27 protein-coding genes are annotated in these 25,407 nt (G+C 38.6%); 9 read left to right on the forward strand and 18 right to left on the reverse strand.

The annotated features are described in order from the left end of the window. Nucleotides 1-72 precede the first annotated feature (72 nt). On the reverse strand, nucleotides 73-978 hold the full coding sequence (gene ilvY / locus H5122_RS16160; RefSeq protein WP_024594947.1) for an HTH-type transcriptional activator IlvY: 906 nt from the start codon (nucleotides 976-978) through the stop codon (nucleotides 73-75). A gap of 138 nt (nucleotides 979-1,116) precedes the next feature. On the opposite strand from ilvY, the gene ilvC reads away from it, so the two are divergent. Then, nucleotides 1,117-2,589 carry a ketol-acid reductoisomerase gene (ilvC, locus tag H5122_RS16165; protein WP_004335714.1) on the forward strand — a complete coding sequence of 491 codons (1,473 nt, stop codon included), beginning with the start codon at nucleotides 1,117-1,119 and terminating at the stop codon, nucleotides 2,587-2,589. 192 nt (nucleotides 2,590-2,781) lie between these two features. After that, the gene (locus H5122_RS16170) at nucleotides 2,782-4,701 is read left to right on the forward strand and encodes a methyl-accepting chemotaxis protein (RefSeq protein WP_182682684.1); all 1,920 of its coding nucleotides are present in this window, start codon (nucleotides 2,782-2,784) and stop codon (nucleotides 4,699-4,701) included. Nucleotides 4,702-4,795: 94 nt separating this feature from the next. On the opposite strand, the gene H5122_RS16175 is transcribed toward H5122_RS16170, so the two are convergent. Continuing rightward, nucleotides 4,796-5,125 (reverse strand): GIY-YIG nuclease family protein, encoded by a 330-nt coding sequence (locus tag H5122_RS16175; RefSeq protein ID WP_024594786.1) that lies wholly within the window; start codon nucleotides 5,123-5,125, stop codon nucleotides 4,796-4,798. Nucleotides 5,126-5,232: 107 nt separating this feature from the next. On the opposite strand from H5122_RS16175, the gene H5122_RS16180 reads away from it, so the two are divergent. Next, a complete protein-coding gene (locus H5122_RS16180; protein WP_004335706.1) occupies nucleotides 5,233-5,592 on the forward strand; it encodes an outer membrane protein assembly factor BamE in 360 nt (119 codons plus the stop codon). A 132-nt stretch (nucleotides 5,593-5,724) separates the two neighbouring features. On the opposite strand, the gene H5122_RS16185 is transcribed toward H5122_RS16180, so the two are convergent. Both H5122_RS16185 and H5122_RS16190 read right to left on the reverse strand, forming a co-directional pair. Next, nucleotides 5,725-6,048, reverse strand: a complete 324-nt coding sequence (locus tag H5122_RS16185) for an RnfH family protein (protein WP_004335703.1) — start codon at nucleotides 6,046-6,048, stop codon at nucleotides 5,725-5,727. Then, nucleotides 6,045-6,485 carry a type II toxin-antitoxin system RatA family toxin gene (locus H5122_RS16190; RefSeq protein ID WP_024594788.1) on the reverse strand — a complete coding sequence of 147 codons (441 nt, stop codon included), beginning with the start codon at nucleotides 6,483-6,485 and terminating at the stop codon, nucleotides 6,045-6,047. Before H5122_RS16190 ends, H5122_RS16185 begins: the two co-directional genes overlap by 4 nt. A 146-nt stretch (nucleotides 6,486-6,631) precedes the next feature. Between H5122_RS16190 and smpB the strand changes: the two genes are divergently transcribed. Beyond that, nucleotides 6,632-7,111 (forward strand): SsrA-binding protein SmpB, encoded by a 480-nt coding sequence (smpB, locus tag H5122_RS16195; protein WP_004335699.1) that lies wholly within the window; start codon nucleotides 6,632-6,634, stop codon nucleotides 7,109-7,111. Nucleotides 7,112-7,539: 428 nt separating this feature from the next. Continuing rightward, a complete protein-coding gene (locus H5122_RS16200; RefSeq protein WP_182682685.1) occupies nucleotides 7,540-10,131 on the forward strand; it encodes a TonB-dependent receptor in 2,592 nt (863 codons plus the stop codon). An 87-nt stretch (nucleotides 10,132-10,218) separates the two neighbouring features. Here H5122_RS16200 and H5122_RS16205 read toward each other — a convergent pair whose 3' ends face one another. Both H5122_RS16205 and fadR read right to left on the reverse strand, forming a co-directional pair. Next, on the reverse strand, nucleotides 10,219-10,824 hold the full coding sequence (locus H5122_RS16205; RefSeq protein WP_007378637.1) for a peroxiredoxin: 606 nt from the start codon (nucleotides 10,822-10,824) through the stop codon (nucleotides 10,219-10,221). Nucleotides 10,825-11,186: 362 nt separating this feature from the next. After that, nucleotides 11,187-11,900, reverse strand: coding sequence for a fatty acid metabolism transcriptional regulator FadR (gene fadR / locus H5122_RS16210; protein ID WP_004335692.1), 714 nt, complete (start codon nucleotides 11,898-11,900; stop codon nucleotides 11,187-11,189). A gap of 530 nt (nucleotides 11,901-12,430) precedes the next feature. Between fadR and dsbB the strand changes: the two genes are divergently transcribed. Together dsbB and H5122_RS16220 are read left to right on the forward strand one after the other, a co-directional pair. Beyond that, nucleotides 12,431-12,949, forward strand: coding sequence for a disulfide bond formation protein DsbB (dsbB, locus tag H5122_RS16215; protein WP_138488722.1), 519 nt, complete (start codon nucleotides 12,431-12,433; stop codon nucleotides 12,947-12,949). Between the two features lies 1 nt (nucleotide 12,950). Continuing rightward, on the forward strand, nucleotides 12,951-13,253 hold the full coding sequence (locus H5122_RS16220) for a DUF6170 family protein (protein WP_182682686.1): 303 nt from the start codon (nucleotides 12,951-12,953) through the stop codon (nucleotides 13,251-13,253). 24 nt (nucleotides 13,254-13,277) lie between these two features. Here H5122_RS16220 and H5122_RS16225 read toward each other — a convergent pair whose 3' ends face one another. Next, nucleotides 13,278-13,574 (reverse strand): helix-hairpin-helix domain-containing protein, encoded by a 297-nt coding sequence (locus H5122_RS16225; protein ID WP_182682687.1) that lies wholly within the window; start codon nucleotides 13,572-13,574, stop codon nucleotides 13,278-13,280. 314 nt (nucleotides 13,575-13,888) lie between these two features. On the opposite strand from H5122_RS16225, the gene H5122_RS16230 reads away from it, so the two are divergent. After that, the gene (locus tag H5122_RS16230; RefSeq protein ID WP_004335683.1) at nucleotides 13,889-14,206 is read left to right on the forward strand and encodes a YebG family protein; all 318 of its coding nucleotides are present in this window, start codon (nucleotides 13,889-13,891) and stop codon (nucleotides 14,204-14,206) included. A gap of 272 nt (nucleotides 14,207-14,478) precedes the next feature. Here H5122_RS16230 and putP read toward each other — a convergent pair whose 3' ends face one another. Then, entirely contained in the window at nucleotides 14,479-15,957 is a 1,479-nt protein-coding gene (gene putP, locus H5122_RS16235; RefSeq protein WP_149602304.1) for a sodium/proline symporter PutP, read from the reverse strand. A 331-nt stretch (nucleotides 15,958-16,288) separates the two neighbouring features. Here putP and H5122_RS16240 point away from each other — a divergent pair, with 331 nt between their 5' ends. Beyond that, nucleotides 16,289-17,515, forward strand: a complete 1,227-nt coding sequence (locus tag H5122_RS16240) for an EAL and HDOD domain-containing protein (RefSeq protein ID WP_004335679.1) — start codon at nucleotides 16,289-16,291, stop codon at nucleotides 17,513-17,515. 147 nt (nucleotides 17,516-17,662) lie between these two features. On the opposite strand, the gene H5122_RS16245 is transcribed toward H5122_RS16240, so the two are convergent. Genes H5122_RS16245 through ccmA form a run of 10 tightly spaced genes read right to left on the reverse strand, consistent with a single transcriptional unit; the run spans nucleotide 17,663 to nucleotide 25,383 of the window. Then, nucleotides 17,663-18,394: a VacJ family lipoprotein gene (locus H5122_RS16245; protein ID WP_182682688.1), complete on the reverse strand. Its 732-nt coding sequence runs from the start codon at nucleotides 18,392-18,394 to the stop codon at nucleotides 17,663-17,665. A gap of 9 nt (nucleotides 18,395-18,403) precedes the next feature. After that, nucleotides 18,404-19,657: a c-type cytochrome biogenesis protein CcmI gene (ccmI, locus tag H5122_RS16250; protein ID WP_182682689.1), complete on the reverse strand. Its 1,254-nt coding sequence runs from the start codon at nucleotides 19,655-19,657 to the stop codon at nucleotides 18,404-18,406. After that, a complete protein-coding gene (locus H5122_RS16255; RefSeq protein ID WP_024599189.1) occupies nucleotides 19,658-20,119 on the reverse strand; it encodes a cytochrome c-type biogenesis protein in 462 nt (153 codons plus the stop codon). It abuts the gene before it with no gap. After that, on the reverse strand, nucleotides 20,119-20,688 hold the full coding sequence (locus tag H5122_RS16260; protein WP_182682690.1) for a redoxin family protein: 570 nt from the start codon (nucleotides 20,686-20,688) through the stop codon (nucleotides 20,119-20,121). The genes H5122_RS16255 and H5122_RS16260 overlap by 1 nt, the downstream gene beginning before the upstream one ends. After that, entirely contained in the window at nucleotides 20,685-22,655 is a 1,971-nt protein-coding gene (locus tag H5122_RS16265; RefSeq protein WP_182682691.1) for a heme lyase CcmF/NrfE family subunit, read from the reverse strand. Before H5122_RS16265 ends, H5122_RS16260 begins: the two co-directional genes overlap by 4 nt. Before the next feature lie 2 nt (nucleotides 22,656-22,657). Further along, entirely contained in the window at nucleotides 22,658-23,137 is a 480-nt protein-coding gene (gene ccmE / locus H5122_RS16270) for a cytochrome c maturation protein CcmE (protein ID WP_002959283.1), read from the reverse strand. Beyond that, entirely contained in the window at nucleotides 23,134-23,337 is a 204-nt protein-coding gene (gene ccmD / locus H5122_RS16275) for a heme exporter protein CcmD (protein WP_002959284.1), read from the reverse strand. Before ccmD ends, ccmE begins: the two co-directional genes overlap by 4 nt. Nucleotides 23,338-23,339: 2 nt before the next feature. Further along, a complete protein-coding gene (locus H5122_RS16280) occupies nucleotides 23,340-24,077 on the reverse strand; it encodes a heme ABC transporter permease (protein ID WP_002959285.1) in 738 nt (245 codons plus the stop codon). Then, complete coding sequence (ccmB, locus tag H5122_RS16285) at nucleotides 24,077-24,763, reverse strand: heme exporter protein CcmB (RefSeq protein WP_002959286.1); 687 nt, start codon at nucleotides 24,761-24,763, stop codon at nucleotides 24,077-24,079. The genes H5122_RS16280 and ccmB overlap by 1 nt, the downstream gene beginning before the upstream one ends. Then, nucleotides 24,763-25,383 carry a cytochrome c biogenesis heme-transporting ATPase CcmA gene (ccmA, locus tag H5122_RS16290; RefSeq protein WP_182682692.1) on the reverse strand — a complete coding sequence of 207 codons (621 nt, stop codon included), beginning with the start codon at nucleotides 25,381-25,383 and terminating at the stop codon, nucleotides 24,763-24,765. Before ccmA ends, ccmB begins: the two co-directional genes overlap by 1 nt. Nucleotides 25,384-25,407: the final 24 nt, after the last annotated feature.

A 25,407-nucleotide genomic window follows, 5' to 3' on the forward strand; every position in this document is an offset into this window, starting at 1 on the left:
GTTAAGTAATAGTAAACTCATACGCAACCTATATTAATACTATTTAACTAATTTGCTTGCTCTGTGTGCATATTAAATTGCTTTTGCTTCTAAAGTTTGCGCAATATTCCACAACGCACTGATTGCAGGGTCATTTAACTCTTTTCTTAATACCGCCAAACCGATATCAAACCCTTCAGGTGCTTGCATTTTTGGTGTTAGTATTTGTACCTTATCCTGCAGCGGGCTATTATCTAGCACTATTTTAGGGACCATTGCGACGCCTAGCCCTAAGCTCACCATAGATACCATTGCTTCATGTCCTGCAACTTGGGCGTAGATTTTTCCGTGAATATTATTTTTGCGCCACCAGTGCTCTAACCTTTGGCGAGAAAAACCTTGTTCTGGGACAATAAACTCTAAATCAGACCAATTAATGTCATCACTATTTTGTGTAAGCTTTTGTGTGATCGGACATTGAATTTTTGGGCCAATTAATAAAAGTGGTGAGTGCCCAATATCAACAAAGGCAATTTGCGACGGTAATTTATTAGGCTTAGCTGCAATTGCCATTAATTCGTGGCCATCAAGTACACGATTTATAGCAAGTGCTGGGTCGCCTGTATTTAATGTTATCTCTATGTACTGATGCTGCGCACGAAGTTGTTCTAATATTTGATGTAAAAAACTATAAGATGCAGTTACAGAACAATAAATACTTACTTTGCCGTAAATATGCTGTTGTGGGTCTTTTACATTCGTTTTAAAACGTTGCCAATTAGCAAGCGTTGCCGTTGCGTAATCAATAAAGGACTCCCCCTCACGCGTTAATTTAACGCTTCGGTTATCGCGGATAAACAATGCTACTCCAACTTCTTCTTCCAAATGTTTTATATTTCGGCTCAAAGTGGGTGCGCTTATGTGGCAAAGCTCACTTGCGCGCCCAAAGTGAAGTGTTTTAGCCAACGCTAAAAAGTAGTTTAAGTGCTTATGTTCCATCCAACCCCCTGCATTTCATATTATGAAACACTTTAATTCAAATATATCATTTTACGCAAGCAACGATTTTACATATGGTGTTTGTAAGCGCAGTAAACATTGCGCATCTAACAAACATGACTTTATAGGACACTAACAATGGCGAATTATTTCAATACCTTACCTTTACGCGAGCAATTAGCGCAATTAGCGCAATGTGAATTTATGGACGCAGGCGAATTTGCCGATGGCGTTGATGCACTTAAAGGTAAAAAACTAGTTATTGTAGGCTGTGGCGCACAAGGTTTAAACCAAGGCTTAAACTTACGTGACTCTGGTTTAGATGTTTCTTACACATTACGCGCATCAGCTATTTCTGAGCGTCGCCAATCATTTTTGAACGCATCTGAAAACGGCTTTACTGTTGGCACTTACGAAGAACTAATCCCAACAGCTGATGTAGTACTTAATTTAACACCAGATAAGCAACATACTGCTGTAGTAAGTGCAATTATGCCGCTTATGAAAAAAGGCTCTACACTTGCCTACTCTCATGGCTTTAATATTGTTGAAGAAGGCATGCAAGTACGTGAAGACATTACTGTAATCATGGTTGCGCCTAAGTGTCCTGGTTCTGAAGTACGTGAAGAATACAAACGCGGTTTTGGTGTACCAACTCTAATTGCTGTTCACCCAGAAAATGACCCTCAAGGTCATGGTTTAGCACAAGCTAAAGCGTATGCAGCAGGGACTGGCGGACACCGTGCAGGTGTACTTAAATCATCATTTATTGCTGAAGTTAAGTCAGACCTAATGGGCGAGCAAACCATTTTATGTGGCATGTTACAAACTGGCTCTATTTTATGTTTTGATAAAATGATAGAAAAAGGCGTTGATGCGGGTTATGCATCAAAGCTAATTCAATACGGCTGGGAAGTAATTACCGAAGCACTTAAGTACGGCGGCGTTACAAACATGCTTGACCGCCTTTCAAACCCTGCAAAAGTAAAAGCGTTCGAACTAAGCGAAGAGCTAAAACTAATTATGCGCCCGCTTTATAATAAGCATCAAGATGACATCATCGACGGCACTTTCTCACGCACTATGATGGAAGACTGGAATAACGATGACGTAAACTTACTTAAATGGCGCGCTGAAACAGCAGAGACTAACTTTGAAAAGACCCCTGCTGGCGATGTAGAAATCTCAGAACAGGAATTTTTTGATAACGGTATTTTAATGGTAGCAATGGTAAAAGCAGGTGTTGAACTTGCTTTTGAAACCATGACAGCAGCCGGTATTATTGAAGAGTCAGCTTACTACGAGTCTTTACATGAAACGCCATTAATTGCTAATACTATTGCACGCAAAAAGCTTTTTGAAATGAACCGTACAATTTCTGACACTGCAGAGTATGGATGTTACCTATATAACCATGCATGTTTACCATTACTTGCAGATTTTATGAAAAAAATTGATACAGATGTTATTGGTAAAGGCCTTGGCGAGCACAGTAACCAAGTTGATAACCAAACATTAATTCAAATTAACGCCGCCCTTCGTGAACACCCAGTTGAAAAAGTAGGTGCTAAATTACGTGGCTACATGTCAGCAATGAAAAAGATTGTTTAACCCTAAACGATAAATGTTTCGCTTGTTAGAAACCAAGCCCATATGCTTTGCTTATGGGCTTTTTTATGCATATTCATAAAATTTTAACCATAACACGCTACCTTCTATTCATTTCACAGTAGGCAATATCTAGCTCTAAATAAATAATGTGCTAGTATAGTCCTCTACTCAGTTGTAAAATTAATTAATATCATGACGATACAAAACCTTTCTATTACTCAAAAAATCACAGCTTTAGGCAGTGTTATTGCTATATGCGTAGCGGCACTGATTGGCTTGACCTCTTTATACAGCTCTAAAGACATAATTGAGCAACGTATGATCGAGTCAGAGCTACCTAGTAAACTGCAAACAATCAGTAATCATATAGGTGGTGAAATTAACGAGTTACTTGGTGCTGCTCAGCAACTATCATCAAACGAATTTGTTTTACAATGGGCTCAGTCTAGTAATCAAGACGACACTTTATTATTAAAAGAATTAAATCGTGTTGCCCAGCAATACGATTTAGCAACAGCATCTTGGGCAAATAGAGACACTGCACAGTACTGGAACCAAAATGGTTTTTTGCGTGTGTTAAAAAACGATACAGCTGATGGCTGGTTTTTTGCGTTCAAACAATCAAAACAACCTTATTCTATCAGTATTTATCAAGAGTCAGCCAATGATGTGAAAATGTTTGTAAATCATCAGCAAGCTAATGGTACTGGTTTAGCAGGTCTTGCAAAAAGCATCACTGATATGCAAAAGCTATTACAGCAATTTAAAATTGAGCAAACAGGTTTTGTATTTATTGCAGATAAAAATGGATTAATTCAACTTCATAAAGATGCCAATAAAGTAGCAAAAGCAAATATTGACGATTTATATACTGCAAATATTCACAGCCAACTATTTAATAGTAATGGCTTTGCACTAGAAGAAATTAGCTTAAATGGCGAACCTACTCTTATAGCTGCAACCCCAATTAAAAACACTGACTTATATGTTGTAGCTCAAGTACCAAAAAGTGAAGTATTCGCAAGTGTAAACACCCTACAATGGCAAATATTTACTTTTACAGTAATTACCGCGTTAGTTGCTAGCTTGATTAGTTACTTACTTGCTCGCTCTCTTTCATCTCCACTTTCTAAAATGGCTGAGTTATTTTCACGCTTAGGCTCTGGCGATGCAAACTTAGCGTACCGCTTACCAGAATCAAGCCAACCAGAGCTCAACAATCTAAGTAATGGCTTTAACCAGTTTATAAATAAAATAGAAACAGCGATTACTCAAGTTGCCAGTGAAAGCCACGATATTCGCCAAAGTTCTGATCATGTATTTGAACAGGCAAGACGAAACTCGCAAGCAATTGATAATCAAAAAGAGCAAACAATATCTGTCGCAGCAGCTATCAACGAAATGGGCGCTACAGTGCAAGAAATAGCACAAAGCGCAGCGAATACAGCTAAGTTAACCGATAACAGCCGTGAGAACACCATTCAAAGCCACAAACAAGTATTACAAAGCCAGGCAACTATCTCAGCCCTAGCTAGCGATATTGATGGCATAACAGAGCAAGTTACTTTGCTTTCTAAAAAAACGGTTGATATAGCAAGTATTGTGGATTCAATTAGAGGGATATCGGATCAGACTAATCTACTTGCTTTAAACGCGGCAATTGAATCTGCTCGCGCAGGTGAGCACGGCCGAGGCTTTGCTGTTGTTGCTGATGAAGTACGCGCTCTGGCAAACCGTACATCGCAATCAACCACCGAAATTCAATCTATGATTGAAGAGCTTACAAGAATATCTGATGATGTAGTTAACGATATTAGCCAATCAAAAGATAAAGCGCAGCAAAGCGTTGGAGCCATGCAAAGCTCAGTAGAATTACTCGATGCGATAGCCGAAACAGCTAATCAAATAAACGATATGGCTACGCTTATTGCAACTGCAACTGAGCAGCAAAGTAATGTGGTTGCTGATGTAGGTCGTAACATAGAGCAAATAAGTGAAATTAGCGATAAAGCAATGAGCGAGCAAATCAATACAGAGCAAGCTATTCGTGACTTGGCAAACAGCGCTCAAACACTCGATGCACTTGTCGCTACCTTTGAAAAACATCGCTAAGCAGCTATAACTGCTATATTTCCTTTGTGAGCAAAAGCTATATTAAAAGCTAGCTTTTGCCCACAGCGAATACGGTTTAATCTAAATAAATTAACTAAATGATTTTAGTGTCGCCGGTATTAAATGCTAAAACGTATGCTTCTTTTTTGGCTCTAGGGAGCTTTTTTAATTGATACTCAAGTTTACTTGCTTCACTTTTATTACCAACTTGTTGTTGATGAATAAGTAAAAGCGGCCCTTTCCCTCTAAGGTTTTTGGCCCCTTTGCCGGCTTGATGAGTTGCAAAGCGTTTTTCAACATTAGTCGTGATCCCTGTGTACCAATGACCAAATCGTGTCTCAACTATATATAAAAACCAAGTAGACTCCGTTTTTAAAATATTCGTTTCGATGTGCTGTAAACTTTTTTCATTATTTATGGTCAAAACATTACCTTAACGCCCTTAACATAAAACAATTGCTTAAAAGGGTTTTACCTTCAGTGACTAATCGGTATCATGCAGATTATAAAAAATAAGGATCACAACTAACAATGCAGTCGTTAAAAACTTTTTCTCTTTGGCTTATCGTTGCTTTAACACTTAGCTCAGCAGCAGGTTGCTCTAGCTGGGTATACCGAATTAACATCCCACAAGGCAACTTTTTAGAGCAATCGGATGTTGAAAAACTTCGTGTAAATATGACTCGAGAGCAAGTTGTTTACGTATTAGGCAGACCTATTGCCGAAGACGCCTTTGATAACAATACTTGGCGTTATATTTACAGCTTCAATAAAGGCCGTAAAAACGAGCAAAATAAAGAGTTAGTAATTAACTTTGAAAATGAAAAGTTAGTTTCAATTTCAGGTGATTATGACCAACCTGAAAACTTTACTACACCGCTCGAGCAATAAATTTCTCAAGTGGTAAAAAAAGGTGAGCATGGCTCACCTTTTTTATTGGTTTATTTAAAAGCTTTTACCATTTTAAACAACGTCAGCGTGTGATTTAATCCGTTAAATTTTCCACGTTTATACCGATTTTCGTTACTTTTCGAGTGGGCGGCCACCCGTTATTTTATTTGCACGCCCTTCTTCTTTAGCTTTTTCTGCACGCTTTCTACGCGCATCTTTAGGATCTGCAATTAATGGACGATATATTTCTATACGGTCACCGTCTTTTAACTCATAGTTAGCTTTTACAGTTCGATTCCACACACCTAAAGTTAGCGATGTAGCATCTATCTCAGGGCACTTTTGTATAATACCTGACTGAATAACAGCTTGCTCGACTGTAGTCCCTTGTGGCACTTCAATTGATAAACACGTGGCCGTGGTTGGTAATGCAAAGACCACCTCAACATTAATCATGCTCTCGCTCCATAAACCTGTTTTGCACGTTGAGTAAATGCACTCACCATATTTTTTGCAACATCGTTAAAAATCTTACCAAAGGCAAGCTCTATTAACTTATTTGAAAATTCAAATTCTAGTTGCAAGTGAACTTTACATGCTTTGGCGTCAAGCTCTTGAAAGTGCCAACGTCCTTTTAACATCTTAAATGGTCCATCAACAAGGCTTAGTAACACTGTTTGCTCATCAACAAAGGTGTTTTCGGTGGTAAACCACTTTTTTATACCCGCCTTGGATATTTCTAAACTCGCGGTCATGTTATTATCATGCTGTGAAACAATTTTTGAGTCTGAGCAATTTGGTAAAAACTGCGAATAAGCTTCTACATCATTAACTAGATCAAACATCTCTTTAGTGCTGTACATAACCAGCGCACTTTTTTCTATTTGTGGCATACTCACTCCCAACTGTGTGGGCGAATTTTAGCAAGCTTTGCGCGTTTCCCCAAATTTTCATGCTGCTTAAATTAAAGCTTAATTTTTAAAAGCATTATTAAAAAATCGATGTAAAACATCTCACATTACGTATATTATAGGGCACTATGGCTAAGAAAAATTCATCAAAATCGACAAGTAATACCATCGCGCTAAACAAAAAAGCGCGACATGAGTATTTTTTACACGATAAGTTTGAAGCAGGTGTTGAACTACAAGGCTGGGAAGTAAAAAGTATCCGAGCAGGTAAGGTAAACATCACCGAAACTTATATTCATCTTAAAAATGGCGAAGCATTTTTGCTTGGCGCGCAAATCCAACCACTTAATAGTGCATCAACCCATGTAATTTGCGATCCGTTGCGTTATCGTAAGTTACTATTAAGCAGACGCGAACTTGACCGTCTACTCGGTGCAACAGAGCGAGATGGCTATTCATTAATAGCTACAGCTATGTACTGGAAAAAATGTTGGGTGAAACTTGAATTTCATCTAGCAAAAGGTAAAAAGTTGCACGATAAACGTGACGACGGGAAAAATAAAGATTGGTCTCGCGAAAAAGAACGTTTAATGAAACACAAAGTATAAGCACAACGCCTAACTAACAAGTTAGGCGTTTTTTTTATTAAAAAAAACCAACTATTATTTGTTTTATTAATATACAACAAGATTACTATTCATTCAGAATATACATGTAAATAATTTATTACAATTTTATTGTGAATTAATTAATTTAATTATTACTCGCATTTAGGCTGTATTTGTTATTTCCAAAATAAAGCATATGCGCCTATTTCAACCTTCTTCAGCGCATAACATCTGTTTTAAAATCATCCAAAAACACACAAAAAACCATACTAAAATCACATTTCAGTCTAATTGCTAACACTTAAGTTACATGATATTAATGTCGTCGCTTGTTATATCAATCCGCTTAAATATGGGATTTATTTAACAGTTTAAAAAGGATTGGTATAGAGCAACTAAATTTATAACATATCAACAAGGACTTAAGGATGAAGCAATCAACTGCATTTACACCTAGCTTAATTGCAGGTGCTACAATCGCACTTTCAGCAGGTTTTACAACAACAACTTACGCTGCTGAAGAAGCTAACAAAGTAGAGCGCATTGAAGTAACTGGCTCACGAATCAAACGTTCAGATATCGAAGGACCTTCTCCGGTTCAATCAATCGCAAGAGCTGATATTGAGAACATGGGTTATGACAACCTACAACAACTCCTCGAAAGAATGCCTGTCGCGGGTAGCGGTACTTTCTCAACACGTGGTAACAACCAAGATTCAACTGCAAATGGGTCTGCTGCTGTTAGTTTACGTGGCTTAGGTGCTGATGCTACGCTCGTACTAATCAATGGCCGTCGTGTATCTATTAGTGCATTTGCCGAAGGTATCACAAACTCATTTGTAGATATTAACAGTATCCCAGTTTCTGCCATTGAGCGAATCGATATACTAAAAGATGGTGCTTCAGCTATCTACGGCTCAGACGCAGTGGCGGGTGTGGTAAACGTAATCTTGAAAAAAGACATTGACGGTGTTGAAGTTAATTTGGGCTACGGTGGTACTGATGGTCCCAATTATGAAGAAACAACAGCAAGTTTAGTATGGGGTACTACTAGCGAGAAAAGTAGCGCGTCAGTTATTATCGATTACTTTAAAAATACATCTCTTTCTTCTGATGAAATGGGCAGCTTAGGTACAGCAAATCAATCACCTTATGGTGGTGAAGATTTTCGCTCATCTCGTGGCTTCCCTGGATATTTTTATGTAGACGGTGTTAAAACAATTGATCCGGCTTGTCCTGCTGAAAATGCAACTTCAAGCGGCAGTTGTTTATTTGATTACGGCCCCTACGGTTATATCGCACCAGCGTCTGAACGCGTGGGTGCTATTTCTCAATTTGAATATAACTTTGATAATGGCATTACGGGCTTTTTAGAAATGGCAGTACAGCACAATACGTCTGTTGCGGCCGGAGCCCCTACTCCCCTTGATGAAGATGCAGGCTTAACTGTCCCAGCTAGCCACCCTAACAATCCATTTGGTGAAGACATTCAAATTGGTCGTTACCGTACAGTTGATGCTGGCGCACGCCAATGGGATATTGAATCAGATACTCTTCGCTTTGTTGCAGGGCTTAGAGGTGAGTTTAATGACTGGAGCTGGGAAACCGCTGTACAAAAAGGCCGAAGTAAATCTTTGCAAACAGGTGATAGAACACAAGGTTGGGTGCGTACTGATTTCTTACAACAAGAAATTGATGCAGGAAACTACAATCCATTTGGTGGCACATACAACGACCCTGCTGTAATTGATCGTATTACAACAAGCTTAGTGCGTCGTGGTGAGTCTCACATGACTTCCTTTGATGCAAACATTACAGGTGAAGCATTTAGTTTTGGCGATGATGTAGTAATGATGGCTGCAGGTATTGAGTACCGTGAAGAAGACGTTAATGACATTCCAGATGATCAATTTCAACGTGGTTTAATATTTGGCACAGAGTCTGTATCTGCATCTGCAGATCGTGAACAATACGCAGCCTATGTCGAGTTTTCTATCCCTCTTGCTGATAATTTAGAGCTACAACTTGCTGGCCGTTACGATGACTACAGTGACTTCGGTACAACAACAAACCCTAAAGTAGCTCTTCGCTGGGCGCCTACTGATGAAATCACAGTGCGTGGCTCTTGGGCACAAGGCTTTAGAGCGCCTTCTTTGGCACAAGTTGGTTTAGGTCCATCTCAAGAAAGCCAATTCTTTGTAGATACATACCGATGTGAAGCAACGGGCCTTGATTGTGATGCACTTGATTACAACATTGAATTTGCTGGTAACCCTGACCTTGAAGCTGAAGAATCAGAATCATGGAATGTCGGCTTTATTTGGGCGCCTTCTGCTGAGTTTGGTTTAAGTGTCGATGTGTGGAGCATCACTCAAGATAACAAAATTGATGAGCAAGAGTTTGGTCCAATTTATAACTCTGAGTGTAATAACCAAGATAGTACTGTATGTGTGCGCTTAACACCTACAGGTGGCGATAGCTTAGGAACAATTCAAAAAATTTACAGCACATTTGAAAACGTTTCTTCGCAAGAAGTATCTGGGGTCGATGTTTCAGCTAACTACAATCACTCACTTGATGACTTAGGTTTATTGAAATTTAATTTAGAATGGGCATACCAAGATAAATTTGAAAAAGATGGCCGCGATTACACCGGTGAGTATGGCTATCCAGAGCACCGCTGGATTTTCTCTACAAACTGGGAAATTGGCGAGTTTAATACAAACGTAAACATCAGTTATGTAGGTGAGTTTGAAGATACCCCAGATATTGATTTTGACGGTAATTTAGACTTTGATAGCAATACATCACGTATGATTGATTCGCAAACATTGGTAGACTTACAAACATCTTATCGTGTTACTGACTCAACTAAAGTATCGCTAGGTGTAAATAACTTATTTGATGAAGAGCCACCATTTGCAATTGGTGATGGCGACGCTGATCTATACGGTTATGCCTCAGGTGTACACAACCCTAGAGGCCGATACTTCTACACTAAAGTTAGTTTCTCGTTTTAACTTTGCGAGCTTATTTTAAAGTGAGCTAACGCTACAAATAAAAAAACCGCCAATTGGCGGTTTTTTTATTTAAAACGAAGGGCTAAATTATAGCTCGCCTTCGTTTTCAGATAAGAACTTAGCAACGCCTTCAGGGCTTGCGTCCATACCTTTTTTACCTTCAGTCCAACCAGCAGGACATACTTCACCGTGCTCAGTGTGGAACGCTAGCGCGTCAACCATGCGAAGCATTTCGTCGATGTTACGACCTAGTGGTAAATCGTTCACTACTTGGTGACGTACGTTACCTTCTTCATCAATTAAGAAAGAACCACGGAACGCAACACCCGCTTCTGGATGCTCAACGTCGTATGCTTTACAAATTTCGTGTTTAACGTCTGCAACTAGTGCGTATTGAACTTTACCAATACCGCCGTCTGCAACAGCAGTGTTACGCCATGCGTTATGTGAGAATTGTGAATCGATAGAAACACCAATTACTTCTACGCCACGCTTTTGAAACTCTTCAAAACGCTTATCAAATGCAATAAGTTCAGAAGGACATACAAACGTGAAATCTAGTGGGTAAAAGAAGATAACTGCTTTTTTACCTTTAATTGTTTCATGAAGGTTATAGCTATCTACAATTTCACCGTTACCAAGAACAGCTGCAGCGGTAAAGTCTGGTGCCTGGCGGCCTACTAATACACCCATTTTATTCTCCAAATATTTTGAGTTTGTTTTCAATTGCTTTCGCAATACTGGTACTTATATGGGCGCTAAAAATTAAAAACCAATAGCGCATACATATAATTAATTGGCATTCTAAAGTTATTCACTGCAAAAGAACAATCGCATTTAACGATGTGAGCAATCGAAAATACCGAACACTTGCAACTTGCACTAATGTGCTTAAATAATAGGTCTATTTTAAAGGGTAAGTTGCGTTGTAACTAAGTAGAAATTTTAAAAATATCGAAGTGGTTTATACATTAAACTTTTTAGAATTTCATATAAGGTGGCGCTAAATTTTATAGATATAAAAAAACCTGCAAATGCAGGTTTCTCGCTTAGACTTAGTCCATTATATCTGAGGGCATATCACCACGGATTTTTTGCCAAATCTCACCTGTTTGATGACCGTATTTACGCATCATCGAAATAGCACCATCATGCTCTTTATTTTCTGCCAAAATGGTTAAATCTTTATAAAACTGACGAGCAAGTTCACGAGTTCCGGCATCAGAGAAGTAATGACAACCAATCTTTGAATAAAAGCCTCTAAAACCATTAAGTATTAATACATAAATACGGTTATTACCCGCAACGGCTAATTCGTGATGCACTTTATAATCATAGTCAGCAAATGCTTGAGCGGTGTCTTCTAGCTCATGGCTTTGTGATAAAATTTCAATCACGCGTTCAGGATTTAACTTAATTGCAGCACGTGTATAAATAGCACTAATATTAGTACGTGCAGATAAAAGCTGATCTGTCAGCTCTGGCATCTTGTCTTCATCTAAGCGCGCTAATGTTTCAAGAATGTTTAAGCCAGACGTTTCCCAAAAGTTATTTACTTTTGTGGGTTTACCATGCTGAATTGTTAGCCAACCATCACGTGCTAAACGCTGTAATACTTCTCTCAAGGTTGTTCTTGTAACACCAATTAACTCTGAAAGTTCTCGCTCGGCAGGTAAAATTGAACCTGGAGGGAAATCGCCGTTCCAAATGGACTCAACTATATATTCTTCAGCAAATCCTGCTGGGCTTTTCGCTTTAAAAATTCTCATCCAGTTCCCACTCGAATTAATCAACACTCATCGTTTTACACGAATAACTGACTGATTGTACCAGACGAAGCACAACTAACAAGTAAAGTAATATATATTAATAAAGCAAATGGGTAGAAATTTAAAATTAATAAATAATTAAATTTGGGTTTCTCTAATTTAGCTACAATGCATGAATATCTAGAGTAATATTCATTGTAGGTACATTGTTATTATGGAGATATTTTTATTTACGCAGCGCCTGAGCTTAATTAACTTATCCCGCACTTGCCATAAGAAAAAGTACAAAAAAGTGCAACCATAAAAAATTCTTTAGATGATGCATCACCTTAGTATAAGTAAGCAATATAACTGAGCTTATGTATCGATGGGAAAATAATAGAACGTCATTTAACCTTTGCTAAGGCTGAATTGAGTAGTCATTAATTTCATCTTATAAAAAGCGACTTCGGTAGCTTTTTTTTCCTTTTTGTTGCTGCATACTTTATCCTACGTCATAATCTAACGTCCTATTAAAACGCGGAATTTTTATGAACTGGCTTGCACAATTACCTACCCAACGAACCCCGTGGCTTTTATTTACAGCTATCGTTTTTTTACTTGAAGTTACCGCTCTTTTCTTTCAATACAAAATGGGGTTAGCGCCTTGCATAATGTGTATATATCAACGCACTGCAGTATTGGGGTTATTAGGCGCAGGGATTGTAGGCTCAAGTAAACCACAAAGTAAAACTGTGCGTATGATAGCGTATGTTATTTGGGGAATATCGAGTGTTTGGGGATACTTAATTGCTCGCGAACATATTGATATGCAGACCACCACAGACCCTTTTGCATTTAGCTGCGAGTTTGAACCAAATTTCCCATCATTTATGCCACTACATGAATGGATACCTAGCTTTTTTCAAGCTACCGGGGATTGTGGAAATATAGATTGGCAGTTTGTTGGCATGAGCATGCCTGCTTGGATGGAAGTGATATTTGGGATTTTCTCACTAACGCTATTTATTATAATTATTGCCCGTTTATTAATTAAAAAGTCGATTTGATATGTTTACATTTTTTTCAAGCCAATTAGCCCAGCTTAAGCATTTAAAAGTACGCCAGCGTCAAGACGTAATTGCGCTTGCATTAAGTCAGCTATCGCCAACTGATAAAGTTCTATTGCGTATTATAAAACTGCTATTACTTAGCCCACTATTTTTAATATTCACTGTATTTAAAGGTTGGATATTAATACCATTTTTGATACTTGGCGGATTGTGCTATCCACTATTAACTACACCTATTGAGATTAACTTTGCTAAAAAGCACTTAAGCGATGCACTAAAACAATTTAATCAGGGCGCCTAGCACCCTGATTACTATTTAGAAATATTAAAGTGTAAGTTTCCCCTCTAATTTAGCTAAAAGCTTTTTGCCAATCCCTTTAACTTGCGATAAATCACTAACGCTTTTAAATTCGCCATTTTCTTCACGATAATCCACAATTGCCTGCGCTTTTTTCTTACCTATACCAGGTAACTCAGCAAGCATCTCTGCATCAGCATTATTTATACTAATTGTCTCAGCTTGAGGCATTTGCTTAGTTACTTCTGATAATTGTGCATACGCGGTAGTCGCGGGTAGTAAACATAATAAACTTATGATGAGTAAATTTTTTAACGTTTTCATTAAACTTGTCCTTATTCTTCTTTTCTTAATTTTGAGTATTGCTCAGGAAATCAATAAATAAGGAACTGTAAAGTTCATCACTTAAAGTGTACCTAAACGCATTATCACTATGATCCGAAATCCTGAAAATGCAGCTGGTACAACAAAGTGATTGCTTAACTAAAGTAAAGTTACCGTTTTTTGTCAAATTTAAGACACCTAAAAATTAATACTTCGCGCTTGCAAATTTACTTACAAACCATTACTGTACATAAAAACAGTAATCTAATGGTTTTTTAAAAACCACGGTGCCAAGCAATTTTGCAGGAGAAATCATGGCTGTTGTTGTTAAATATGTTGTAGAACGAAACGGAGTCGAGCGTATGACGTTTACTACCAAAAAAGAAGCTGATGCTTATGACAAGATGCTCGATATAGCAGAATCACTTGAGCTGATGCTAGAAAAGGTAGACGTACCGCTTAGTGAGCAACAAATTGAATCACTTGCTTTAGAAATAGCGAAAAGCAAAGATGATTTTATGACCATATTAAAAGGTGGCAAAGATCCAGCTGTTACCAAAGCGCCAGCAAAAAGTAAAAAGTCAGATAACGTTGCATCAATTGAAGATAACAACGATAAAAAAGTAAGTTAATTCATAGAGTGTTCCCTCCTCGAACGGGACAAACTAAATAAAAAAGGGAGCAACTAAGTTGCTCCCTTTTTTATTATACTAATTCGCTTAATTAAATGATCTCTTTAGGGTGGAAAAACGTGTTGATAGCTAGGCAAAAATTCGATATTTAGTTGTACTAAATGAGAATTTTTTAACGCCGGTAGCAACACGTTTAGCCCCGCAAAATGATTAAGTATTATTGCGGATTGGTATTAATTACTACTCACTTTAAAATAAGTAGTAATTGCTAATTAAAGCTCTTTTTCTACTTCATCAAATAAAGCAGTGATGTTTTGCTCAGGCTCTTTTGTTACTAAGCTAACAACAACAATTGCAATACTCGCTAAAATAAAGCCCGGTACTATTTCGTACATAAAGCTACTTAAGCTTTCACCATTGATAGTAAATGGTCCATATATCCAAATTAGCACAGTAAATGCGCCTACTAACATACCAGCTAACGCACCAGCAAAGTTCATGCGTTTCCAATAAAGGCTAAACAATACAAGTGGTCCAAACGCAGCACCAAAGCCAGCCCACGCATTACTTACTAGGTCTAAAATAGAGCTATCTCTGTCGTAAGCTAAATAAATAGCGAACATAGCAACTACGGCAACACTTATACGGCCAACAGCAACTAGCTCTTTATCACTGGCATCTTTACGTAAGAATGTTTTATAGAAATCTTCTGTTAATGAACTTGAACTAACCAATAATTGAGATGAGATAGTACTCATAATCGCAGCCAAAATTGCAGCAAGTAAAAAGCCAGCAATAAGTGGGTGGAACAGCAACTCAGAAAGAATTAAGAAAATTGTTTCAGGGTCTTCAACTACAATGTTGTTCTCATAAGTATAAGCTGCACCAAATATACCAGTACCAACAGCACCAATGGCAGCAACAATCATCCATGTCATACCAATACGGCGTGCTTTAGGCATATCTTTAACACTACGTACCGACATAAAACGAACAATGATATGTGGTTGGCCAAAATAACCTAAACCCCAAGCCATTGCAGAAATAATACCTAATGCAGAACCTGCACCAATCCAGTTAAGCATATCTGGATTTACGCTATGTAAAGTTGATTCTAAAGGTTGTTCAAGCAAAGAGTATGCAACCGTTGGTACTAGAATAAGTGCAATGAACATAATACAACCTTGCACAAAGTCAGTTAAGCTTACAGCTAAAAAACCACCAAACAAGGTATATAAAACAACTACGCCCGTTGTAATGTATAAACCCATTTCATAAGTTAAACCAAATGAGCTTTCAAACAATTTACCACCAGCGACAACACCAGATGAAGTATAAAGAGTAAAGAAAACAATAATTACCACAGCTGATACAACACGTAATAGGTTGGATTTATCATTGAAGCGATTTGAAAAGTAGTCTGGGATGGTTATAGAGTCATTTGCTTTTTCAGTGTAAACACGTAATCTCGGTGCAACTAACAGATAGTTTAACCAAGCACCAATCACCAAGCCAATTGCTATCCATGTACTACTAAAACCAGTAACAAACATCGCACCAGGTAGGCCCATTAAAATCCAGCCACTCATATCAGATGCACCTGCAGACAGTGCAGCTACACTTGGAGATAGATTTCGTCCACCTAACATGTAACCAGATACATCGTCAGTAGATTGCTTATATGCATATAGTCCGATACCTAACATTACAATAAAATATAATGCTAGTGAAATAATCATTCCTGTTTCCAAATTAGCCTCCGCATAATTATTAATAATAGGCTTTAATCCAAATAATGACTCTTAAAATTTTATAGTTAAGACACTATTGGGGTAAAAACCATTCTCGCTGACTATATCATGCTTGATAATAAAATCTCCAACTTGTTGCCCTCACCTGATACAAAAATACTCATGTTGAATAATTTTAAAGCGAATTGGTGAAATATAATAAATTAAATACTAGAAAGACCTTAATTTTTAATGATAATTTATTAATCTAGCAAATATACGTAATGCTATTTTGAGTCTTTTGCCATATATTATTACAATAACTAATTAGATTACTCTTACGGAACTGTTTATGTATTTTTACGCTGCACGCCAACCTATTTTAGACAGAGATAAAAAGCTCATCGGATATGAACTTTTATTTCGCGATGGCGTTGATAACGTATTTCCCGATATAGACGGTGACGAGGCAACTACACGACTAATTGAAGGTAGTCAGTTTAATTTCGGCTTAGAAGATTTAACCGACAATAAACCCGCCTATATAAATTTCACCCTAGAAACGCTATCAAAGGGCTACCCAACACTACTGGGCAAAGATACTGTAGTTGTAGAAATCCTTGAAACTGTGCAACCTGGGAAGCGATTATTAGCCATAGTGAAAGATCTAAAAGATAAAGGTTACACTATTGCTCTTGATGACTATATTCATCAGCCTGTTTGGCGCCACTTTTATCCATTTATTGATATTATTAAAATAGACTTTTTAGCATCTGATATAGATACAATAAAAACGGTTCTTAATGATTTAAAACTGCACTCGCATATTAAGTTACTTGCCGAAAAAGTAGAAACCTATGAAATTTACCAACAAGCTCTAGAGCTTGGTTTTGATTATTTCCAAGGATTTTTCTTCTCAAAACCTGAAATGGTACAAAGTAAGGCTCTACCGCCTTCAGAAATGGCATTAGCTGAATTACTTTACGAAACATCAAGCGTTGATATGGATCTTAAAAAAATCACTGATGTGTTTGAGCGTGATGTAAACCTATCTTACAAATTACTTAGGTATTCAAATTCTGCTGCCTTTGCAAGGCGTGCTGAAATAAGTACCATTAAGCAAGCCCTTATAGTGCTTGGTGCTAACGAAATTAAAAAACTATTATCATTATTATTTGCAGCGCAAGTATCAGCAGATAAACCTGTAGAGCTAATTAGGCTATCGCTTACGCGCGCTCGTTTTGGTGAGTTACTCGCTATATCCCATGGACAATTTAAAGATACCGGCATGGCATTTTTAACCGGTATGATGTCTCTTATGGATGCTATTTTAGATGAGAGTATGGAAAGCGTTATGAAAAAGCTTCCACTTTCGAATGACATAAAAGCAGCGTTATTAAACGATGAAGGCTTGCTGGCAAAATATTTAAACTTAGTTAAGTATTATGAACAAGCTAACTGGTCAGCCGCAAACGAATTAACGAAAGAACTAAACCTAGGTGAAAAAGTTCCTGATGCCTATCATGAAGCACTGACTTGGGTTAATGAGCAAATGCAGTTAATAGTTAACGAAAAATAAGTAACCCGAACTCTGGTTAAAACATTTACTAATATATTGAATCATAATGATATCTAAGTTTATTTTTCTCTAGCCAAAGTTCAGATTCTATATAAACAGTCAATAAAAACGCCAGCATTTAGCTGGCGTTTTTATCATTGGCTTCAATTATAAACTTTCTAAAAAGTCTTCATCAAAATCAGCTGGCTCTTCTTTAACTGGTGGATTGCCATCGTACAGCTCATAAATTTGACGCTGGAAGTAAATATCTTTTACAAATAAGTACGGATCAAGTGAATCATTTAATAGCCCTTCTTGTGGTATTAAAGATGCACGCGCCTCAACTGCTTTTAAAACAAATACTAAAATAGTTTGTGGAGTCGTTAGCGCAACTTCAGGTAATACAAAGTTGTCGACTACATCACCGGTCAGGTTACGTGCTGTTGTTGGCCCCATACCTGGTAACATTAAATAGGCGCCATCACCTACACCCCATACACCCAACGTTTGTCCAAAGTCTTCATCGACTATTTCAAGACCTAGTGAGCTTGCAACATCAAAGATACCAAACAGACCGACAGTAGAGTTAACTAAAAAGCGTGCTAAGCTCACACTTGCATTACCCGGTTTACCTTGCAAACCCGCATTGATCATATCTACAGGTGCGGTGATATTACCTGTAAAATTAACAATACCGTTTCTTACCGGTACAGGCGTTACTTCAACATAACCTACAGCAACTGGGCGCAACAGATAAGCATCCAGTACATCCATATTAAAGTCATATAATGGACGATTAATACTTTGCAGCGGATCTCTGTCATCTACTTTGCTTTGAGGTACTTGAGCACAGCCGGCTAGTATCAATAAACATAAAAAAGTAAAACTGTGTTTTAACATCTAACGTCCTTAAGGTATTAATGTATCAATTTGAAGTTGGTAGTCACTTACACTTTCACGCTTTAACGCCTGCGAATGACCTTCTAGCTCACCAGAGCTTGGCATAACAGAGTCATCGATAGAAATACGCGCCGAAATAATAATACTTTCTGCACTAGATAAGTTAAGCCCTGCAACCATTGCACTACTATCACTCAACTCAACTGTAATTGGAAATGAATATTTAGTCAGCTTAACAGCAGCCAATGGCATAGGTGAGCCAGTTGCAGCTTTTGCAAATATAAACAAAATACCGTCTTTTGGCTGTTTATCAATAAGCTCTTTTGCAATGTCGACTGTAACTGCAATAGCACCCGTTGTAGTAGTAACTGGCATAACTGAGCCTTCACTTTGCATTTGCTGCTCAATATCAGCAATACGTTCGGAGATCATGTTATAACGTGAATCATTTTTTTCCATGCTCGCCAATAAAACTTCAAATGCAGTTTTAGCTTGCGGCCAATCTTTACGCTCATACGCTATCAGCGCTAGTAACGAAATAGCATCTAAATTAGTAGGCTCAACGTTTAGCACTTTTGAAAGCATACCTGCCGCGCGAGTCATATTAGCTTCGCTACCTTCAAGTAATAAAACCTGACTGTAACTAATAAGAACCTGCATATTATCAGGGTTCATACGTAGTGCTTTATCAAATGACTGCTGCGCCATGTCAAATTCATTAAGCGACATAGCCACTCGACCAAGTAGCATCCAAGCAACTTCATCATCGCCAGAGCGGCTAAGTTTAGTACGAAGCGCCAATGCAAAAGCCTGCAGCTCATTTTGACTAAGCGGCTCACCTTTTTGCATTACAGCACGCTCGCCATAATCAGCTAAATTATCCATTGCGTCATGCCAAGCCGAAATTTGCTGCTGACTGCCTGTAAAACTATAAAAAATCCCTGTAAGCGCAAGAACAAATGCACCGCCTGTTAAAGCAAAAATACGATTATTACCTTTGCTGTTTAGTGATTTTTCTGGTGATAACTCATTCAATAAGCGACGTTTTAATTCAACAATTGATTCTGCATGACTTACGCCATCAATACGTTGATTATCTAAATCAGTTTGTAAATCAACTAAACGCTGCTCATAAATGCTAATTAGCTCAGCATTGGCATTATGAGTAATTGTTTGAACGCGCTCTTTTTTTAAAAAAGGCAACATCACAAATCCAAGAGCAACCAGTGTGAGTAAAGCAAAACACGCCCACATTAATATCATTTAACTTTGCTCCTGACGTTTATTTTGTTCAATTAGCTTAGCTAACAGCATTTCGTCGTCGCTGCTCCACGTTTGTTTTACTGATGCTTTTCGCTGGCGAATAACAATAAAACCAAAGCCGACTATTACAATTAATACAGGTAATACCCAAAGTACTAAAGTAGCGGGTGTAACAGGTGGGTCGTAATGAACAAAATAACCAAAGCGGTCTATCATGTAATCAATCACTTCGTCTTTGCTCTTACCTTCTTTCACCAATACGAGTACTTTATCGCGTAAATCTTTAGCAACAACGGCGTCTGAATCAGCAATATTTTGATTTTGACATTTAGGGCAACGTAGCTCTTTAGTTAGCTCTTCAAATAGTATTGCTTGTTTATTGTTATCAAATTGATAGCGATCTTGCTCTGCAAACGCACCCATGCTCACAAAAAGACTAAGTGTAAGTAAAAACCACTTCATTATTTAAGCTCCTGCATAATTGGCGCAAATTTAGCTCGCCATACTCGCGGGTTTATATCACCTGTATGGTGCAGTAAAATAGTGCCGTTTTTATCAACTAAAAATGTCTCAGGCGCACCCGATACACCTAAATCCAACGACAAAGTACGGTGTAAATCTAAAATATTAAATTGGTAAGGGTCACCTGCACGTTGCAGCATATCAGTGACTTCGCTGCGAAGTGATTGCATATCAAACGGGCCATCAAAGTCAGCGTCGTAACCTTGTACGTAATAAAGCCCAATAATTTTAACGCCTTGCTCACGTAATTTAGTTAAATAGCCAAGTTCAACTAAACATGTCGGGCACCAAGTACCCCACACATTTAATAAGTAAACTTCGCCTTTTAACGATTCGTTAGTCCACTGCTTATTGTCTTGCATCAAATCTGGTAAATTAAATGCGGGCATTTCTTGGCCTAACCGCCCCGTTTGAATTTCACGAGGGTTAGCAAAAAGTCCTTGGTATAAAAACACACAAACAAATGCAAATACTAAAAGCGGCGCGAGTGCTAAAATTTTACGGTTCATAAAACACTCTCCGGTGCATCTTTACGGGCTGTTTTAGCTGATGTACGGTAGCGTTTATCAAACAAAATCATGAAACCTGCAAATGACATAAGCACACCACCAATCCATATCCAGCGTACAAATGGTTTATGATAAATGCGAAGTGACCATGCATCACCACTTAACTGCTCACCTAACGCTAAATATAAATCACGTTTAAAACCGGCATCTATTGCTGCCTCAGTCATAAACTGCATACCTATATCATATTTACGTTTTTCAGCATGTAAGCGTGTTACCAGCTCATCGTTTTTAAGCACCGATACAACGCCCGCATGGCCGCTGTAGTTTGGCCCGCGAATAGTTTTAACACCATCAAAGCGATATTCATACTCATTAAGCTGTGCGGTTTCACCCGGTTTCATTGATACGTCACGCTCTACTGAATAAGCAGAGGTCAGTGTTACGCCCGCAATAATAAATGCAATACCAATATGCCCAAGCACCATCGCCCAGTAACTGACAGTAAAGCGTTTTAAACCTTCTTTTAAGCTCCCGTGCACAGCTGCTTTGGTGTAAATATCAATCCCTGTTGATATTGCAATCCACACTGCAAGCGTTGTCGCTAATAACGTAAGTGGTTTTACTAAATCGTAACTTGAGAATAACCAAGCGCAGGTAATCACAACACTTGCTAATACGCCCATTAATATTTTGTTTTGCAAAAAAGCCCACTTGTTTTGCTTCCAACGTAAAAGTGGTCCGATACCCATCAAAATAGCAAACGGTACTAAAATTATTGCAAACATCTTATTAAAAAACGGTTCGCCAATAGAAATACTACCTAAGCCCATTTCTTTATGAACCATTGGCAACAATGTACCTAACATAACAATTAATGTAGCAACAACTAAAAATATATTATTGAGCCATAACGCCACTTCGCGCGATACCAGCTTGTATCGTCCTTCACTGTGAACTTGTGACACACGCATTGCATATAACGCCAAGCCACCACCGACAACGATGCCTAAAAAGGCGAGTATAAATAAGCCTCTATCGGGGTCTGTAGCAAACGCATGTACCGATACAATAATACCCGAGCGTACAATAAACGTACCTAGCAAACTTAAAGAAAATGCTGCAATTGCGAGTAATACTGTCCATGATTTAAATATACCGCGCTTTTCTGTCACACTTAATGAATGCAGTAATGCGGTTGCAACAAGCCAAGGCATAAGCGCTGCGTTTTCTACTGGATCCCAAAACCACCAGCCACCCCAGCCTAGTTCTGAATACGCCCACCAGCTACCAATAGTAAGACCTAAACCTAAGAACCCCCATGCAGTCATCGTCCACGGGCGTGACCATTTAGCCCATGTGTTATCAAGTTTACCAGTTAACAATGCAGCTATAGCAAAAGAGAAAGCAACCGACAGCCCCACATAACCCATGTACAGTAATGGTGGATGAATAATCATACCTGGATCTTGAAGCAGCGGATTCAAATCACGCCCTTCTACCGGAAAATAAGGAAGTAGGCGCTCAAACGGGCTTGAAAGCAGTAAGGTGTACATCATAAAACCTACACCTAAAAAACCAAGTACACCCAGTACGCGAGCACGTAATACCCAAGGTAATGATTTAGAACGCGCTGCTACAGCTGCAGTCCAACCCGCTTGCATTACTAACCATAATAAAATAGCACCTTCATGACCGCCCCACGTAGAGGTGATTTTATAGTACCAAGGCAGCGTACTACTTGAATGATACGCTACGTAAGATACGGTAAAGTCGTCTGTTAAACTTGCATAAATAAGTGCAGCAAAAGAAATTAGTACAAAAGCAAACTGGCCTATTGCTAAAGATGGAGCCGCACGCATTAATCGAAGATTACCAGTATGCGCGCCCCAAAGAGGAAAAATACACAGTAAAACGCTTAGCACCATGGCAAGCGTTAAAGAAAAATAACCAATTTCTGGGATCATAGCTAATTACCACTATCTAAGTTGTATTTTGGTTTTTCGTGCTTAATACCTTTAACTGCCTCTGCAACTTCTGCTGGCATATATTCTTCGTCATGCTTTGCAAGCACTTCAAATGCTTCAATAACATTAGGCTCGACTAATACGCCCTGCGCTACAATGCCTTGCCCCTCACGAAACAAGTCTGGCAATATGCCTTGATAACGCACAGTCACTAATGGGCCTGTATCTATTAGCTTAAAGCTTACTTGTAAGCTTTGTTCATTACGCTCAACCGTGCCTGGCACAACCATGCCGCCAATACGTAACTTTTGACCTATATGTGGTTTTTCTTTGTTAGGGCCTTTGCCATCAATTAATTCGCTTGGCGTATAAAAAAGATTAATATTTTCTTGCAGTGCATAAAGCACTAAACCAATTGACCCACCAATACCAAACAGTACGGCAATGATTACCAATAGGCGCTTTTTACGTCTTGGATTCATGAGATTTGTTCCTGCTTAGCTTTTTTAATTCGCGCTTCACGTATTATTTGTTGCTCCACTGAAGCCATAATACGTTTGGTGTCTCTCAAAGAGTTCACTAAAATACCGAGTAAAATAAGTGCGCATGTACCAAAAGAAAGCCAGACATAAAATCCATAACCTCCCATTGCAATAAAATCAGAAAAAGAGTCAAACTGCATCATTACCCCTTATTTAACAACGAGCGAACCCACGGTCGGTGCTTTTCTCGTTGCAAAATTTCATTTTTAAGACGAATTAAAGTCACTGTTCCAACAAAAGCAGCAAAGGCTAAAATATTAACCATAAGAGGCCAAAACATACTTGGATCTATTGCTTTTGTATCTAGCTTTGTAATGCTTGCACCTTGGTGTAACGTATTCCACCACTCAACAGAGTAATGAATAATAGGTAAATTAATTACGCCAACAATTGCTAAAATAGAAGCCGCACGCCCTGCTGACTTCTTATCTTCAAATGCATGGTAAAGCGAAAGCACCCCAAGATATAAAAATAATAAAATAAGTTCAGACGTTAAACGCGCATCCCATACCCACCAAGCACCCCACATAGGTTTACCCCATGCAGCGCCAGTAATAAGCGCTATAGCAGTAATACATGCACCAACAGGCGCAATAGCAATAACAGCAAGCTCGGCATTTCGTAGCTGCCATACAAGTGCAACGATAGCGGCAATCGCCATTGAAGAGTAGGCGCCCATAGATAAAATGGCAGAAGGCACATGAATAAAAATGATACGGTAGCTGTCTTTTTGTTGGTAGTCGGCAGGTGCAAAACCAAGCCCCCATACCCATCCAACAATCATACTAACTACGGTAACTACGGCAAAATATGGCAGTAACGTATTGCATAACTGGTATGCACGCTCTGCTTTAGCATAGGGATGTAACCACTTCCACATTAACTTACACTCACTTTTAAAGCTGACGATATGGCAATTGGTGCGCTAATAATAGCAATAAGTAACATTGCACCAAGGATGGCAAGCTGCCCACTATAATCCAGTGACATTGTACTGGTATCGATAGCCGACGTTGCAAAAATCAAAACAGGAATATACAAAGGCAGTACGAGTAAACTCATCAAAATACCCCCTTTTTGTAATCCTACAGTAAGCCCTGCGCCTATTGCGCCAATAAAGCTCAATAGTGGAGTGCCTAATAATAATGTTAAAACGGTTGCTGTTAACGCCGTACTTTCTAGGTTTAACAACAATGCAAATAGCGGGGTCATTAATACAAGCGGTAAACCTGTTACCACCCAATGAGCAGCCACTTTAGCAAGTACGGTTAGCGATAATGGATAAGAGGATGCAATTAACTGCTCCAACGAGCCATCGTTAAAATCATCCCTAAACAACTTATCTAAGCCCAACATGGTAGAGAGTAATGCGGCAACCCAAATAATACCTGGCGCCATTCTCGCAAGTAGACCGGGCTCAGGCCCTATTGCTAACGGAAATAATGAAATTACAATTAAGAAGAATAAAATAGGATTTACAATTTCGGCGCGCTGGCGAAACGCAAGTTTTACATCTTTGGTAAATACCGCACTAAATAGCAACCAATAAGAGTGTTGACGAGTCATTAGTGGCGATACTCCAGTGTAACCGTTTGTAAGTTACTAAAGTGGGTCGTTAAGTCTTGGTGAGTCGTTAATAAAATAGCACCACCGCTTTGTAAATGTTCAGTAAATCGCTGCTGTAAAAAGGCGACACCGCTTTTATCAAGCGCGGTAAATGGCTCATCAAGTACCCATAATTTAGCATCACTTAACCAAAGCCTAACAAGCGCTACACGTCTTTGTTGTCCAGCAGATAACATTCTAACGGGTACGTCTTCAAGTCCAACAAGGCCAAGTTGCGCTAAAATAGGATATAAATCAGGCTCATTTATGTAGCCATTAATTTGTAACCAGTGGCGAACATTTTCAACTGCACTAAGCTGAGTACTTACACCTGTTTTATGCCCTATAAAAAGCAGCTCTCTGGCATACTCTTCATAGTACTTAGATATAGGTTGATCTTCGAACAAAACAGACCCTTCATCAGGCACAGAAAAGCCAGCAATAATACGCAATAGCGATGTTTTACCAGCCCCATTAGGACCCGCTAATTGCATGATTTGACCGCTATTAAGGCTAAAATTAAGATCCGCAAACAAACAACGATCTTGCTTGATGCAGGTGACGGACTTAATGTGTAACAAGATGACGATTCTCTCTGCCAAAAA

Origin of the sequence: Pseudoalteromonas sp. SG43-8, from assembly GCF_014164245.1 — a bacterium.
In the GTDB taxonomy this organism is placed as follows: domain Bacteria; phylum Pseudomonadota; class Gammaproteobacteria; order Enterobacterales; family Alteromonadaceae; genus Pseudoalteromonas; species Pseudoalteromonas distincta.

Coding starts and splice junctions, on each gene's coding strand:
- H5122_RS16190 (WP_024594788.1), bottom strand. CDS start 6,485: ATGCCACAAATAGAAAAAAGTGCGCTGGTTATGTACAGCACTAAAGAG.
- H5122_RS16255 (WP_024599189.1), bottom strand. CDS start 20,119: ATGAAGTGGTTTTTACTTACACTTAGTCTTTTTGTGAGCATGGGTGCG.
- ccmI (WP_182682689.1), bottom strand. CDS start 19,657: ATGATATTAATGTGGGCGTGTTTTGCTTTACTCACACTGGTTGCTCTT.
- ilvC (WP_004335714.1), top strand. CDS start 1,117: ATGGCGAATTATTTCAATACCTTACCTTTACGCGAGCAATTAGCGCAA.
- smpB (WP_004335699.1), top strand. CDS start 6,632: ATGGCTAAGAAAAATTCATCAAAATCGACAAGTAATACCATCGCGCTA.
- H5122_RS16245 (WP_182682688.1), bottom strand. CDS start 18,394: ATGTTAAAACACAGTTTTACTTTTTTATGTTTATTGATACTAGCCGGC.
- fadR (WP_004335692.1), bottom strand. CDS start 11,900: ATGAGAATTTTTAAAGCGAAAAGCCCAGCAGGATTTGCTGAAGAATAT.
- H5122_RS16185 (WP_004335703.1), bottom strand. CDS start 6,048: ATGATTAATGTTGAGGTGGTCTTTGCATTACCAACCACGGCCACGTGT.
- H5122_RS16240 (WP_004335679.1), top strand. CDS start 16,289: ATGTATTTTTACGCTGCACGCCAACCTATTTTAGACAGAGATAAAAAG.
- H5122_RS16180 (WP_004335706.1), top strand. CDS start 5,233: ATGCAGTCGTTAAAAACTTTTTCTCTTTGGCTTATCGTTGCTTTAACA.
- H5122_RS16265 (WP_182682691.1), bottom strand. CDS start 22,655: ATGATCCCAGAAATTGGTTATTTTTCTTTAACGCTTGCCATGGTGCTA.
- ilvY (WP_024594947.1), bottom strand. CDS start 978: ATGGAACATAAGCACTTAAACTACTTTTTAGCGTTGGCTAAAACACTT.
- dsbB (WP_138488722.1), top strand. CDS start 12,431: ATGAACTGGCTTGCACAATTACCTACCCAACGAACCCCGTGGCTTTTA.
- H5122_RS16200 (WP_182682685.1), top strand. CDS start 7,540: ATGAAGCAATCAACTGCATTTACACCTAGCTTAATTGCAGGTGCTACA.
- ccmD (WP_002959284.1), bottom strand. CDS start 23,337: ATGCAGTTTGACTCTTTTTCTGATTTTATTGCAATGGGAGGTTATGGA.
- ccmE (WP_002959283.1), bottom strand. CDS start 23,137: ATGAATCCAAGACGTAAAAAGCGCCTATTGGTAATCATTGCCGTACTG.
- ccmB (WP_002959286.1), bottom strand. CDS start 24,763: ATGACTCGTCAACACTCTTATTGGTTGCTATTTAGTGCGGTATTTACC.
- H5122_RS16260 (WP_182682690.1), bottom strand. CDS start 20,688: ATGAACCGTAAAATTTTAGCACTCGCGCCGCTTTTAGTATTTGCATTT.
- H5122_RS16225 (WP_182682687.1), bottom strand. CDS start 13,574: ATGAAAACGTTAAAAAATTTACTCATCATAAGTTTATTATGTTTACTA.
- H5122_RS16230 (WP_004335683.1), top strand. CDS start 13,889: ATGGCTGTTGTTGTTAAATATGTTGTAGAACGAAACGGAGTCGAGCGT.
- H5122_RS16170 (WP_182682684.1), top strand. CDS start 2,782: ATGACGATACAAAACCTTTCTATTACTCAAAAAATCACAGCTTTAGGC.
- H5122_RS16205 (WP_007378637.1), bottom strand. CDS start 10,824: ATGGGTGTATTAGTAGGCCGCCAGGCACCAGACTTTACCGCTGCAGCT.
- H5122_RS16220 (WP_182682686.1), top strand. CDS start 12,951: ATGTTTACATTTTTTTCAAGCCAATTAGCCCAGCTTAAGCATTTAAAA.
- H5122_RS16280 (WP_002959285.1), bottom strand. CDS start 24,077: ATGTGGAAGTGGTTACATCCCTATGCTAAAGCAGAGCGTGCATACCAG.